The 14667-nt window shown below is 70.4% G+C and carries 9 protein-coding genes; 6 read left to right on the forward strand and 3 right to left on the reverse strand.

What is annotated here, in order from left to right:
* The first annotated feature begins 52 nt into the window (after positions 1 to 52).
* Positions 53 to 745 carry a ribosome hibernation-promoting factor, HPF/YfiA family gene (gene hpf, locus ACFY3I_RS17715; protein ID WP_390861381.1) on the forward strand — a complete coding sequence of 231 codons (693 nt, stop codon included), beginning with the start codon at positions 53 to 55 and terminating at the stop codon, positions 743 to 745.
* Between the two features lie 207 nt (positions 746 to 952).
* A complete protein-coding gene (locus tag ACFY3I_RS17720) occupies positions 953 to 1699 on the forward strand; it encodes a response regulator transcription factor (protein ID WP_365293428.1) in 747 nt (248 codons plus the stop codon).
* Positions 1700 to 1726: 27 nt separating this feature from the next.
* On the opposite strand, the gene ACFY3I_RS17725 is transcribed toward ACFY3I_RS17720, so the two are convergent.
* Together ACFY3I_RS17725 and ACFY3I_RS17730 are read right to left on the reverse strand one after the other, a co-directional pair.
* Positions 1727 to 2917 carry a winged helix-turn-helix domain-containing protein gene (locus ACFY3I_RS17725; protein WP_390861382.1) on the reverse strand — a complete coding sequence of 397 codons (1191 nt, stop codon included), beginning with the start codon at positions 2915 to 2917 and terminating at the stop codon, positions 1727 to 1729.
* Positions 2918 to 2951: 34 nt separating this feature from the next.
* Entirely contained in the window at positions 2952 to 3542 is a 591-nt protein-coding gene (locus tag ACFY3I_RS17730) for a GNAT family N-acetyltransferase (RefSeq protein ID WP_390861383.1), read from the reverse strand.
* Positions 3543 to 3901: 359 nt separating this feature from the next.
* Here ACFY3I_RS17730 and secA point away from each other — a divergent pair, with 359 nt between their 5' ends.
* Positions 3902 to 6745, forward strand: a complete 2844-nt coding sequence (secA, locus tag ACFY3I_RS17735) for a preprotein translocase subunit SecA (protein WP_390861384.1) — start codon at positions 3902 to 3904, stop codon at positions 6743 to 6745.
* A 184-nt stretch (positions 6746 to 6929) separates the two neighbouring features.
* On the opposite strand, the gene ACFY3I_RS17740 is transcribed toward secA, so the two are convergent.
* Positions 6930 to 7394: an Rv3235 family protein gene (locus tag ACFY3I_RS17740; RefSeq protein WP_365293437.1), complete on the reverse strand. Its 465-nt coding sequence runs from the start codon at positions 7392 to 7394 to the stop codon at positions 6930 to 6932.
* A 325-nt stretch (positions 7395 to 7719) separates the two neighbouring features.
* Between ACFY3I_RS17740 and ACFY3I_RS17745 the strand changes: the two genes are divergently transcribed.
* The 3 genes from ACFY3I_RS17745 (at position 7720) to ACFY3I_RS17755 (ending at position 14513) form a co-directional block, all read left to right on the forward strand.
* Positions 7720 to 8235 (forward strand): DUF6912 family protein, encoded by a 516-nt coding sequence (locus ACFY3I_RS17745; protein ID WP_390861385.1) that lies wholly within the window; start codon positions 7720 to 7722, stop codon positions 8233 to 8235.
* 159 nt (positions 8236 to 8394) lie between these two features.
* Positions 8395 to 9060, forward strand: a complete 666-nt coding sequence (locus ACFY3I_RS17750) for an HAD family hydrolase (protein WP_390861386.1) — start codon at positions 8395 to 8397, stop codon at positions 9058 to 9060.
* 515 nt (positions 9061 to 9575) lie between these two features.
* On the forward strand, positions 9576 to 14513 hold the full coding sequence (locus ACFY3I_RS17755; RefSeq protein WP_390861387.1) for an NAD-glutamate dehydrogenase: 4938 nt from the start codon (positions 9576 to 9578) through the stop codon (positions 14511 to 14513).
* Positions 14514 to 14667 lie beyond the last annotated feature (154 nt).

Consider the following 14667-nt stretch of genomic DNA (forward strand, 5'->3'; position numbering starts at 1 on the left):
AAAGGGAGATGCTCCGCCAGTGGAGCGGAGCGCTCCGGGAACGGAGTTCTGCGTGGACATCGTCGTCAAGGGCCGCAAGACCGAGGTGCCCGAGCGGTTCCGCAAGCACGTGGCCGAGAAGCTGAAGCTGGAGAAGATCCAGAAGCTCGACGGCAAGGTGATCAGCCTCGACGTCGAGGTGTCCAAGGAGCCCAACCCGCGACAGGCCGAGCGGTGCGACCGAGTGGAGATCACGCTCCGCTCCCGCGGTCCGGTGATCCGGGCGGAGGCAGCGGCCAGCGACCCGTACGCGGCACTCGACCTGGCGGCGGAGAAGCTGGACGCGCGGCTGCGCAAGCAGCACGACAAGCGGTTCTCGCGCCGAGGCGCGCAGCGGATCCCGGCCGCCGAGGTAGCCGACCACGTGCCGGACGCGGCGACGCTCAACGGGAACGGCACCCCCGTCCCGGCGGAAGAGCCCGACGGTGTGCCCACCAAGAAGATGGGCTCCCTGGAGGTGAAGGGCGAAGGCCCCCTCATCGTCCGCGAGAAGACCCACGTCGCCTCCCCGATGAGCCTCGACCAGGCCCTCTACGAGATGGAACTGGTCGGACACGACTTCTACCTGTTCGTCGACTCCGAGACGAAGGAGCCGAGCGTCGTCTACCGGCGCCACGCCTATGACTACGGCGTCATCCACCTCAGCACCGACCCGATGATCGCCCAGGCGCAACCCCCGGCGGCGGGTGGCACGCTGGGCGGCTGACCCGCCCGCCCGGTAGCTGAGCCTGTGCCCCCGGGAAGCCTGCGTGCGCCCCTGGGGGCACCGGTGTGCGACCACTTCGCGCACCGCTCTGTCTCCGCGTTGCCGCCCGGGCATGGAATCATGGCCGCAACGGTCCAACCGGTGGGCCGCTGCCTTGGGTTGGCGATGGCGCAGCACCACAGGCCACAGCCTTCAGGGGGAGGAACGATGGCGGACAGCTTCGGACCGCTGCAGGACACCGCCGACGGCGGCGTCGCCGGCCTGGGCCCGGACGCGGCGGACATCGCGCGCAAGGAACCGATCAGAGTCCTTGTCGTCGACGACCACGCCCTCTTCCGCCGTGGGCTGGAGATCGTGCTCGCCGCCGAGGAGGACATCCAGGTCGTCGGCGAGGCGGGTGACGGCGCCGAGGCCGTCGACAAGGCGGCCGACCTGCTGCCGGACATTGTGCTGATGGACGTCCGGATGCCCAAGCGCGGTGGTATCGAGGCCTGTACCTCCATCAAGGAGGTCGCCCCCAGCGCGAAGATCATCATGTTGACGATCAGCGACGAAGAGGCCGATCTCTACGAGGCGATCAAGGCGGGCGCGACCGGATATCTCCTGAAGGAGATCTCGACGGACGAGGTGGCCACCGCCATTCGCGCGGTGGCGGACGGGCAGTCGCAGATCAGCCCGTCCATGGCGTCGAAACTCCTCACCGAGTTCAAGTCGATGATCCAGCGCACCGACGAGCGGCGGCTGGTACCCGCGCCGCGGCTCACCGACCGTGAACTCGAAGTGCTCAAACTCGTCGCCACGGGCATGAACAACCGCGATATCGCGAAGGAGTTGTTCATCTCCGAGAACACCGTGAAGAACCACGTGCGCAACATCCTGGAGAAGCTGCAGCTGCACTCCAGGATGGAGGCCGTGGTCTACGCGATGCGGGAGAAGATCCTGGAGATCCGCTGAGCCGGCCGGCACCGACGCCGGTGCCGGTCAGCGCAGCGCGGCCGTCAGCGCGCGGGTGACTTCGCGGACGAGCGGTTCGCGGAGGTCCGGGGCGTCCACGCGCTCCACCCGCACCGTCGTGCAGTTCACCCAGCTCGCCGCCTCGACGAGCGCCTCGGCGACTGCCGGAACGGCCTTCGGGCCGTCCAGCGTCACCTGGCGTGCCACCAGGACACCGCCCGCCTCACGCGCCGGATCCACCCGGCCCACCAGGCGGCCGCCGGCCAGCACCGGCATCGCGTAGTAGCCGTACACCCGCTTGGGCTTCGGGACGTAGGCCTCCAGGCGGTGGGTGAAGCCGAAGATCCGTTCGGTGCGTGCCCGGTCCCAGATCAGGGAGTCGAAGGGGGAGAGCAGCGTCGTACGGTGCCGGCCGCGCGGGGGCGTGGCCAGGGCCGCCGGGTCCGCCCACGCGGGCTTGGACCAGCCCTCCACCTCCACCGGGACCAGACCCGAGTCGGCGATCACCGCGTCGACCTGCTCACCCTTGAGCCGGTGGTAGTCCGCGATGTCCGCGCGGGTGCCGACGCCCAGGGACCGCCCGGCCAGCCCGACGAGACGGCGCAGGCACTCGGTGTCGTCCAGGTCGTCGTGGAGCAGGGTGCTCGGGATCGCGCGCTCGGCGAGGTCGTACACCCGCTTCCAGCCGCGCCGCTGGACGCAGACCACCTCGCCGTACATCAGCGCACGCTCCACGGCGACCTTGGTGCCGGACCAGTCCCACCACTCGCTGGTCTTCTTCGCGCCGCCCAACTCGGTGGCGGTCAGCGGGCCTTCGGTGCGCAGCTGCTTGATGACCTGGTCGTAGACGCCCTCGGGGAGTTCGTGGCCCCAGTGCGGACGGTCGCGGTAGGCGCGGCGGCGGAATGCGAAGTGCGGCCACTCCTCGACGGGCAGGATGCAGGCCGCGTGCGACCAGTACTCGAACGCGTGCGTGTCGGTCCAGTAGGCGGTGTCGACCGTCCCCCGGCCGACGGCTCCGAGGCGGGCGTACGGGATGAGCTCGTGGGAGCGGGCGAGGACCGAGATGGTGTCGAGCTGGACCGCGCCGAGGTGGCGGAGCACGCCCCGGACGCCCGAACGGCGGTCGGGGGCGCCGAGGAAGCCCTGTGCCCTCAGGGCGATGCGGCGGGCTTCGTCCGCCGAGAGGACGGCGGTGGGGCGCGGGAGGGTCGTCATGGCTCGGACGATAGAGGGTGGCACTGACAGTCCCCTACGACCTGCGGTCCTCATCCTGCGAGGGGGCCGGCAGATAGGGCGCGGCGGAGGGCAGGCCCAGATCCGACGGCAGCAGGGACCCCACCCAGCAGTCGCGTCGCACCCCCTTGTTGTTGAGGGCGGAGCGCAGGACGCCCTCGATGCTGAAACCGGCGCGTTCCGCGACCGCCCGGGAGCCCTGGTTGCCGACCTCGGCCCGCCACTCGACCCGGTCGATCGCCCGCTGCGTGAACCCCCAGCGGGCGGCGGTGAGGGTGGCCTCGGTGATGTAGCCGCGGCCGCGGTGCTCCTTGGCGGCCCAGAAGCCCACCTCGGCCGTTCCCAGGGAGCGCATCGTCAGACCGAGCATCCCGGCCAGCTCCCCGGTCGGCAGGAAGACGCCGAAGGTGAACATCGAACCCTCGGACCAGCCGTCGGGGACCACCTGCTCCGTGAAGCTCCGGGCGTGTTCCGGGAGGTAGGGCGAGGGGATCGTGGTCCAGCGCTGGATGTCCGGATCCTGCACGGCCGCGTACACGGCTTCGGTGTCCTGCGGGTCCACCGTGCGCAGCAGCAGACGGGGAGTGGAGAGCGTGACGGGTTCCATCGGCCGATTCTGCTCGGCCCGGCGTCCGGTGCGCCATCCGTTTCGCGGTCCGTGGCCGGGCGATCACGGTTCGCGCAATTCCTCGCCGGACCGCGGCACCAACCGGGTGCCCCGGCCGTTGTCCCCTGTGAAGCGGTGAAGAATCGGAGAACAACCCGGCGAAGCCACCCGGCACCGCCGAACGCACACCTGGAGGAGTCACACGAAGGGGGCTCGTAGAGTCCTCGGGAAAGCGACGGACGGCCCTCGGGCCGCCAGGCCTCCCGGCGTGGCCGGGTCCTCGCATACGATGGCCGTTGCTCAGTACGTCCAATCGAAACCGACCGTCCCAGGCCCGATCGGCAAGGAGACAAACCCCCGTGTCCGTCCTCTCGAAGATCATGCGTGCAGGCGAAGGCAAGATCCTGCGCAAGCTGCACCGCATCGCGGACCAGGTCAACTCCATCGAAGAGGACTTCGTCGACCTCTCCGACGCCGAGCTGCGGGCCCTCACCGATGAGTACAAGCAGCGTTACGCCGACGGCGAGAGCCTCGACGACCTGCTCCCCGAGGCGTTCGCGACCGTCCGCGAGGCGGCCAAGCGCGCCCTCGGCCAGCGCCACTACGACGTGCAGATCATGGGCGGTGCCGCCCTTCACCTCGGGTACGTGGCCGAGATGAAGACCGGTGAGGGCAAGACCCTCGTCGGCACGCTGCCCGCCTACCTCAACGCACTGTCGGGCAAGGGCGTCCACCTCATCACGGTCAACGACTACCTGGCCGAGCGCGACTCCGAGATGATGGGCCGCGTCCACAAGTTCCTGGGCCTGGACGTCGGCTGCATCCTCGCCAACATGTCGCCGGCCCAGCGCCGCGAGCAGTACGCCGCGGACATCACGTACGGCACGAACAACGAGTTCGGCTTCGACTACCTGCGCGACAACATGGCGTGGGCCCAGGACGAGCTCGTCCAGCGCGGCCACAACTTCGCCATCGTCGACGAGGTCGACTCCATCCTGGTCGACGAGGCCCGTACGCCGCTGATCATCTCCGGTCCGGCCGACCAGGCCACCAAGTGGTACGGCGACTTCGCCAAGCTGGTCCTGCGCCTCAAGAAGGGCGAGGCCGGCAACCCGCTCAAGGGCATCGAGGAGACCGGCGACTACGAGGTCGACGAGAAGAAGCGCACGGTCGCCATCCACGAGTCCGGTGTCTCCAAGGTCGAGGACTGGCTGGGCATCGACAACCTCTACGAGTCGGTGAACACCCCTCTGGTGGGCTACCTGAACAACGCCATCAAGGCGAAGGAGCTCTTCAAGAAGGACAAGGACTACGTCGTCATGGACGGCGAAGTCATGATCGTCGACGAGCACACCGGCCGTATCCTCGCCGGCCGCCGCTACAACGAGGGCATGCACCAGGCGATCGAGGCGAAGGAAGGGGTGGACATCAAGGACGAGAACCAGACGCTCGCCACGATCACCCTGCAGAACTTCTTCCGCCTCTACAAGCGCCACGACCACAACGGCAAGGAGCAGCCCGGCCTCTCCGGCATGACCGGTACGGCCATGACCGAGGCCGCCGAGTTCCACCAGATCTACAAGCTCGGCGTGGTCCCGATCCCGACGAACCGGCCGATGGTCCGCAAGGACCAGTCCGACCTGATCTACCGCACCGAGGTCGCCAAGTTCGAGGCGGTCGTCGACGACATCGCGGAGAAGCACGAGAAGGGCCAGCCGATCCTGGTCGGCACGACCTCCGTCGAGAAGTCGGAGTACCTCTCGCAGCAGCTCTCCAAGCGCGGCATCCAGCACGAGGTGCTCAACGCCAAGCACCACGAGCGGGAGGCGTCGATCGTCGCCCAGGCCGGCCGCAGGGGTGCCGTGACGGTGGCCACCAACATGGCCGGCCGTGGTACCGACATCAAGCTCGGCGGCAACCCGGACGACCTCGCCGAGGCGGAGCTGCGCCAGCGCGGCCTCGACCCGGAGGAGCACATCGAGGAGTGGGCGCAGGCCCTGCCCGCCGCCATGGAGAAGGCCGAGCGGGCGGTGAAGGCAGAGTTCGAGGAGGTCAAGGACCTCGGCGGCCTCTACGTCCTCGGTACCGAGCGGCACGAGTCGCGCCGGATCGACAACCAGCTGCGCGGCCGTTCCGGACGTCAGGGCGACCCCGGTGAGTCCCGCTTCTACCTGTCCCTCGGCGACGACCTGATGCGCCTGTTCAAGGCCCAGATGGTCGAGCGCGTGATGTCCATGGCCAACGTGCCGGACGACGTGCCGATCGAGAACAAGATGGTCACCCGCGCGATCGCGTCGGCGCAGTCGCAGGTCGAGCAGCAGAACTTCGAGACGCGCAAGAACGTCCTGAAGTACGACGAGGTGCTCAACCGCCAGCGTGAGGTCATCTACGGCGAGCGCCGCCGTGTCCTGGAGGGCGAGGACCTGCAGGAGCAGATCCAGCACTTCACGGACGACACGATCGACGCGTACGTCGGCGCGGAGACCGCCGAGGGCTTCCCGGAGGACTGGGACCTCGAGCGGCTGTGGGGCGCCTTCAAGCAGCTCTACCCGGTCAAGGTGACCATCGACGAGCTGGAGGAGGCGGCCGGCGACCGGGCCGGTCTGACGGCCGAGTACATCTCCGAGTCCATCAAGGACGACATCCACGAGCAGTACGCCTCGCGGGAGGCGCAGCTCGGCTCCGAGATCATGCGAGAGCTGGAGCGCCGGGTCGTCCTGTCGGTCCTGGACCGCAAGTGGCGCGAGCACCTCTACGAGATGGACTACCTCCAGGAGGGCATCGGCCTGCGTGCGATGGCCCAGAAGGACCCGCTGGTCGAGTACCAGCGCGAGGGCTTCGACATGTTCACGGCGATGATGGACGGCATCAAGGAGGAGTCCGTCGGCTACCTGTTCAACCTGGAGGTCCAGGTCGAGCAGCAGGTCGAGGAGGTTCCGGTCGAGGACTCCACGGTGGTCGCGGAGGGCGTCCAGGACGCGGTCCCGGCTCAGGCCGGTTCCCGCCCGGAGATCCGCGCGAAGGGCCTGGAGGCTCCGCAGCGGCGGGGCATGCACTTCTCGGCCGCCACCGTGGACGGCGAGGGCGGCATCGTCGAGGGCGAGTTCGACTACGACGACGAGCCGACCCGCTCCGAGGCCGACGGCCTCACCCGCGCCGAGCGTCGCAAGCAGGCGAAGGGCAGCCGTCGCCGCAGGAAGTGACGGCCCCGACGAAGCGGACAGGGCCGGCCGCCCCACGGGGGAGGCCGGCCCTTCGGCTTGTCCGCACGAGGGTTCCGGGGCCCGTCGGCCCGCGCGTACCGGGGGCGGCCGGGCCCTTCGGCTCACGTGCGCCGGGTTCCCGGCGGGCGTCCAGGCTTCCGGCGTGTCGGCCTGTGGCGCCGTCCTAGGGCCGGTCGCCGCGAGGTGTGCGGGGACCACCCAGTTCGACCGCCGTGCAGCGCCAGCGCAGGTCCTGGCCCTGCTCCAGGCGGAAGGCCATGGCACGCAGCTGGTCGCCCGCGGCGATGCGGGCGAAGACCTCCAGCGCGCCGGTCCGGGGGACGAAATAGCCGATGTCGCGGACCACGGGGTCGGTGCCGCGGGTGCGCAGCGGGCCGCGTTCGGCGAGGCGGGCCAGGTCGTCGTAGGCGGGGCCTGCCGTGTGCCGGAGCATCCAGTGGACGGGGCGGCGGCCGCTGAGGACGGCCAGCAGGCGCTCCGCGAAGAGGTCGGTGGGGCGTGGACCCGGCGGGGCCGACGGAGGCGTCACCGGCCTGCGGGAGGAGACGCCGGGGCGGCGGGAGTCGCGGCGGCCGGGCGGGCGGGTACCCGGGCGGAGCTGGACGGTCCTGGTCATGACCTTGTTCATGGGGAACCCCGGTGGGCGGGCCCGGCGAGTACCGGGCGGTAACTTGCGGTCGGGGATCTTGTACGGGGCCCGGGCCGGCGGCGGCAAGGCGGTGACGGCTCGTGTCCGGGTCCTGCGGGATTCACTTATCCGAGTGATCCGAGAGGCGGGAAACCCGTCGCGTGGGCGGCGGCACCGGGTGAATCGCGAGGCCTCGGGTTGACGGTGTCGACGTCACGGCCCGGGACTCGAAAGGGGACGCTCACACGTATCCTTGAGGCCCTCCGGGAGGCGTCGGCCCCCCGGGAGAAGCGAAGTCGAAGAGCCCGGAAGAGAGCGGCCAGCCATGCGCGTCTACGTCCCCCTGACCCTCCCCGGGCTCGCCGAGGCGCACAGGACGGGAGAGCTGGGGAGCGGCCCGTTCGCCGCCTACGCGGTCACGCCCGCGCTGCGTGAGTGGTACGTCTCCGACGACATCGAGGAGCTGGAGTACGCGGCGCTCAACCGGGCCGCGCTCGCCTCGCTGCGGCTGCTGGCGGCCGACCCGGGCGCGCCGCGCCGCCGGGTCGTGGTCGCGGTGGACGTCCCCGACGGGACCGCGGCGGCCGACCCGGACCGAGGACTCGACCCGGCGGCGCTGGGCGAGGTCCGGGTGACCGGGACGGTGGCCCTGGCCAAGGCGGCCGCGGTGCACGTCGACTCCGACGACGCGGAGGAGGACGTCACCGCGGCGGCGACGGCCCTGGCGGCCGCGGACGGCGGGGACGACGACGCGCAGTTCGTCGTGGACGGGGCCGAGGACAACGAGCTGCTCTGGTACGCCACGCAGGAGATCCCGAACCTGGTGGGGCTCGCCGGCTGAGCGCCGGCCCGCGAGCGCGGGGCCGGTCGGGCGAGGGCCGGCCGAGCGGTGCCGGCCGAGCGGTGCCGGCCGACCCGACACGGCTCAGCAGAGCATCTGTGACCTGCGGTGATGCGCCGCCGGACTTGATTGTCAGCGGTGGCGGGTAGCGTTTTCGGCATGGGGAAGCACGAAAGCGCACACATCGTGTGGGACTGGAACGGGACGCTGTTCCACGACAACGACGCGATCATCGGGGCGACGAACGCGGCATCGGCCGAGCTGGGCCTCGCGCCGATCACGCTGGAGCAGTACCGGGCGTTGTACTGCGTGCCGGTGCCCAAGTTCTACGAGCGGCTCATGGGGCGGCTGCCGACCGGTGCCGAGTGGGAGGTCATGGACGAGATCTTCCACCGGTACTACGCCGAGCACCGGGCCCTGTGCGGGCTGACGGACGGGGCGGCCGAGCTGCTGGCGCAGTGGCGTTCTGCGGGCGGCAGCCAGTCGCTGCTGAGCATGTACGTGCATGACGAGCTCGTCCCGCTCGTGCGCGGGTTCGGGATCGAGCCGCACTTCATACGGGTCGAGGGCCGGGTCGGGCCGTCCGGGGGCAGCAAGGCCGAGCACATGGTGCGGCACCTGCGGTCGCTGGGGGAGGTGCGGCCCGGGCGGACCGTGGTGATCGGGGACGCGGCGGACGACGCGGTGGCGGCGCGGGCCGTCGGCGCGAAGGCGGTGCTGTACACCGGGGGGTCGCACGGCAGGCCGAGCCTGGAGGAGGTCGGGGTCCCGGTCGTGGACTCGCTGGCGGAGGCGGTCGAGGAGGCCCAGCGGCTGGTGGCATGACTCGGTCGGGCGGGGTCGGGCGGGGTCGCGCGGGAGACGGCGGCCGGGAGCGCCCTCCCGGGGCGGCGCGGGCACTGCGCGGCCCCCTCGGCCGCGTGAGCGTCGCGTCGCTGTGCAGAACGTCAAAGTTCGCCCCCCTCTTTTGTACACATACGGCTCATGACGGCTCCCGGGTGAGGAGCGATAGCCTGGTGGCGTGATCAGCGCGATAGTTCGCGAGGGCATCGACGCCCTCGCCCTGCGCCCGGTGAGCACGGAACACCTCCGTGACCGGGCGACGCTCGCTGGTCCTCGCGGGCGGAGGGCACCCGAAGCGGCCCTGGTGGCGGCGGTGCCGAGAGGCACGTCACACCCTCGGGCCATGTCGAGAATGGCCGAATACCCCCCGCTCGTCTCACCCTGCGGCATAGCGTCGGAGCAGACCGGAGACCCCGGCCGTGGCGTCGAGCCGCAGGGGGAAGAGCCCGTACTTCCTTCTACGTCACGCAATGGCGCGCGACAGGAGCCAGAGGACAATGCAGACCAAGCTGGACGAAGCCAAGGCCGAGCTGCTCGAACGGGCCGCCCGGGTAGCTGAGAACAGCCCGGCAGGGGGGCACCTACCGACTGGGACGGCGGGGACGGCGGACCAGGAGTCCGTGCTCACGTTCCTTCAGCGCTACTACCTGCACACCGCGCCGGAGGACCTCGCCGACCGTGACCCGGTCGACGTCTTCGGCGCGGCCGTCTCGCACTTCCGTCTCGCCGAGACCCGTCCGCAGGGCACCGCGAACGTCCGGGTCCACACCCCGAGCGTCGAGGAGAACGGCTGGACCTGCAGCCACACCGTGGTGGAGGTCGTCACCGACGACATGCCCTTCCTCGTCGACTCGGTCACCAACGAGCTGACCCGGCAGGGACGCGGCATCCATGTCGTGATCCACCCGCAGTTCACGGTCCGCCGCGACCTCACCGGCAACCTCATCGAGATGCTGCCGAACCCGGTCGCCGGCGAGGAACTGCCGCACGACGGGCACACCGAGTCCTGGATCCACGTCGAGATCGACCGCGAGACCGACCGGGCCGACCTCAAGCAGATCACCGCCGATCTGCTGCGGGTGCTGTCCGACGTCCGCGAGGCCGTCGAGGACTGGGAGAAGATGCGGGACGCGGCGGTCCGCATCGCCGAGGACCTCGGCGCCGAGCCGGTCCCCGGCGACCTGCCCCGTCCCGAGGTGGAGGAGGCCCGCGAGCTGCTGCGCTGGCTCGCCGACGACCACTTCACCTTCCTCGGCTTCCGCGAGTACCAGCTGCGCAAGGACGACTCGCTGGGCGCGGTGCCCGGTACCGGACTCGGCATCCTGCGTTCCGACCCGCCGCACGCCGGCGAGGAGGGCCACCCGGTGAGCCCCTCCTTCGAGCGGCTCCCGGCGGACGCGCGCGCCAAGGCCCGCGAGCACAAGCTCCTCGTCCTGACCAAGGCGAACAGCCGGGCGACCGTGCACCGCCCGTCGTACCTGGACTACGTCGGCGTCAAGAAGTTCGACGCGGACGGCAACGTGGTCGGCGAGCGCCGCTTCCTCGGCCTGTTCTCGTCCGCCGCGTACACCGAGTCGGTGCGCCGGGTGCCGGTCATCCGCCGCAAGGTCGACGCGGTCCTGGAGCGGGCCGGCTTCTCGCCCAACAGTCACGACGGCCGCGACCTGCTCCAGATCATGGAGACCTTCCCGCGCGACGAGCTGTTCCAGACCCCGGTCCCCGAGCTCGAGTCGATCGTCACGAGCGTCCTGTACCTGCAGGAGCGCCGACGGCTCCGCCTCTACCTGCGCCAGGACGAGTACGGCCGCTACTACTCGGCCATCGTCTACCTCCCCCGCGACCGCTACACCACCGGCGTCCGGCTGCGGATCATCGACATCCTGAAGGAGGAGCTCGGCGGCACCAGTGTCGACTTCACCGCCTGGAACACCGAGTCGATCCTCTCCCGGCTGCACTTCGTGGTCCGGGTGCCGCAGGGCACCGAGCTGTCCGAGCTGTCCGACGCCGACAAGGAGCGCATCGAGGCCCGTCTGGTCGAGGCGGCCCGGTCCTGGGCCGACAGCTTCGCCGAGGCGCTGAACGCCGAGTGCGGCGAGGAGCGCGCGGCCGAACTGCAGCGCCGCTACACCAACTCCTTCCCCGAGGGCTACAAGGCCGACCACACCCCGCGCGCGGCGGTCGCCGACCTGGTCCACCTGGAGCGCCTCACCGAGGAGGCGGGCAACGACTTCGCGCTCAGCCTCTACGAGCCGGTGGGCGCCGCTCCCGACGAGCGCCGCTTCAAGATCTACCGCAAGGGTGCGGCGATCTCCCTGTCGGCGGTGCTGCCGGTCCTGAACCGGCTGGGCGTCGAGGTGATCGACGAGCGGCCGTACGAACTGCGCTGCTCGGACCGGACGACCGCGTGGATCTACGACTTCGGGCTCCGGCTGCCGAAGACCGCGGGCGGCGGCAACGGCGACTACCTGGGCGACGACGGACGTGAGCGGTTCCAGGAGGCCTTCGCGGCGACCTGGACCGGTCTGGCGGAGAACGACGGCTTCAACGCGCTGGTGCTGAGCGCCGGGCTGAGCTGGCGGCAGGCGATGGTGCTGCGGGCGTACGCAAAGTACCTGCGGCAGGCCGGTTCCACGTTCAGCCAGGACTACATGGAGACCACGCTCCGCCACAACGTCCACACCACCCGGCTGCTCGTCTCCCTGTTCGAGGCGCGGATGTCCCCGGACCGGCAGAAGGCCGGCCTGGAGCTCACCGACGCCCTCCACGAGGAGCTGGACGCGGCGCTCGACCAGGTGGCGAGCCTGGACGAGGACCGCATCCTGCGTTCCTTCCTGACCGTCATCAACGCGACGCTGCGCACCAACTTCTTCCAGGAGTCGGCGGAGGGCACCCCGCACGCCTACGTCTCCATGAAGTTCGACCCGCAGGCCATCCCGGACCTGCCGGCGCCGCGTCCCGCGTTCGAGATCTGGGTCTACTCGCCCCGGGTCGAGGGCGTGCACCTGCGCTTCGGCAAGGTCGCGCGCGGCGGTCTGCGCTGGTCCGACCGGCGTGAGGACTTCCGGACCGAGATCCTCGGCCTGGTCAAGGCGCAGATGGTCAAGAACACCGTCATCGTGCCGGTCGGCGCCAAGGGCGGCTTCGTCGCCAAGCAGCTGCCCGACCCGGGCGTGGACCGGGACGCGTGGCTGGCCGAGGGCATCGCCAGCTACAAGACGTTCATCTCGGCGCTGCTCGACATCACCGACAACATGGTTGCCGGCGACGTCGTGCCCCCGCAGGACGTGGTCCGGCACGACGAGGACGACACCTACCTGGTGGTCGCGGCCGACAAGGGCACGGCGACGTTCTCCGACATCGCCAACGAGGTCGCGGGCAGCTACAACTTCTGGCTCGGCGACGCGTTCGCCTCCGGCGGCAGCGCGGGCTACGACCACAAGGGCATGGGCATCACCGCGCGCGGCGCCTGGGAGTCCGTGAAGCGGCACTTCCGTGAGCTGGGCGTCGACACGCAGACCGAGGACTTCACCGTCGTCGGCATCGGTGACATGTCGGGTGACGTGTTCGGCAACGGCATGCTGCTCAGCGAGCACATCCGCCTGGTCGCCGCCTTCGACCACCGGCACATCTTCATCGACCCGGTCCCGGACGCGGCCACCTCCTACGCCGAGCGCCGCCGCCTGTTCGAGCTGCCCCGCTCCAGCTGGGCCGACTACAACACCGAACTGCTCTCCACGGGCGGCGGGATCTTCCCGCGCAGCGCCAAGGCGATCCAGGTCAACGGCCACATCCGCGAGGCCCTCGGCATCGAGGAGAAGGTCACCAAGCTGACCCCGGCCGAGCTGATGAAGGCGATCCTGGAGGCGCCGGTCGACCTGCTCTGGAACGGCGGCATCGGCACCTACGTCAAGGCCTCGACCGAGTCGAACGCGGACGTCGGCGACAAGGCCAACGACGCCATCCGCGTCGACGGCGCCGACCTGCGCGCCAAGGTGGTCGGCGAGGGCGGCAACCTGGGTCTGACCCAGCTCGGCCGGATCGAGTTCGCCCGCCAGGGCGGCAAGATCAACACCGATGCCATCGACAACAGCGCCGGCGTGGACACCTCCGACCACGAGGTGAACATCAAGATCCTGCTCAACGGCGTGGTCGCGGACGGCGACATGACGGTCAAGCAGCGCAACAAGCTGCTCGCCGAGATGACCGACGAGGTCGGTTCCCTGGTGCTGCGCAACAACTACGCGCAGAACGTGGCGATCGCCAACGCGCTGGCCCAGTCCAAGGACATGCTCCACGCCCAGCAGCGGTTCATCCGCCACCTGGTCAGGGCGGGCCACCTGGACCGGGCGCTGGAGTTCCTGCCCACCGACCGGCAGATCCGCGAGCGGCTCGGCTCCGGACAGGGCCTGACCAGCCCGGAGACGGCCGTCCTGCTGGCGTACACGAAGATCACGGTCGCCGACGAACTGCTGGCGACCACGCTGCCGGACGACCCGTACCTGAGCGGTCTGCTGCACGCCTACTTCCCGACGGCCCTGCGCGACCGGTTCGCCGCCGCGCTCGCCACCCACCCGCTGCGCCGTGAGATCACGACCACGGTCCTGGTCAACGACACGGTCAACACCGGTGGCACGACCTACCTGCACCGGCTGCGCGAGGAGACCGGGGCCTCCCTGGAGGAGATCGTCCGGGCGCAGACCGCGGCGCGTGCGATCTTCCGTTCCGCCCCGGTCTGGGACGCGGTCGAGGAGCTGGACAACAAGGTCGACGCGGCCGTCCAGACCCGGATCCGGCTGCACTCCCGCCGTCTGGTGGAGCGCGGCACCCGCTGGCTGCTCAACAACCGGCCGCAGCCGCTCCAGCTGCTGGAGAACGTCGACTTCTTCTCCGAGCGGGTGGAGCAGGTCTGGCAGCAGCTGCCCAAGCTGCTGCGCGGCGCGGACCTGGAGTGGTACCAGCACGTGTACGACGAGCTGTCCGCGGCCGGTGTCCCGGACGAGCTGGCGACCCGGGTGGCGGGCTTCTCGTCGGCCTTCCCGGCGCTGGACATCGTCTCGGTGGCCGACCGCATGGGCAAGGAGCCGCTGGACGTCGCCGAGGTCTACTACGACCTCGCCGACCGTCTCGGGGTGTCCCAGCTGATGGACCGGATCATCGAGCTCCCGCGGGACGACCGCTGGCAGTCGATGGCCCGCGCCTCCATCCGCGAGGACCTGTTCGCTGCCCACGCGATGCTCACCGCCGACGTGCTCGCGGCCGGCGACGGCACGGCCACGCCGGAGCAGCGCTACCAGGCCTGGGAGGAGAAGAACGCCGCCATCCTCGGGCGGGCCCGGGCCACGCTGGAGGAGATCCGCGGTTCGGACTCCTTCGACCTGGCCAACCTGTCGGTGGCCATGCGGACGATGCGGACGCTGCTGCGCACGCACGCGTAGTAGTACGGCAAGTAGTACGACATGAAGGCGCCCCGAGCCGGTGACGGCTCGGGGCGCCTTTCGCTTGTTCCGGAGGGACGTCAGCGGGAGGGACCACAGCGGGACGGGCAGGAGCGGGACAGACGCGAGCCGCGCCGTGTGGTGACGGCGCGGC

The organism is Streptomyces sp. NPDC001068 (genome assembly GCF_042897315.1).
GTDB lineage: Bacteria > Actinomycetota > Actinomycetes > Streptomycetales > Streptomycetaceae > Streptomyces.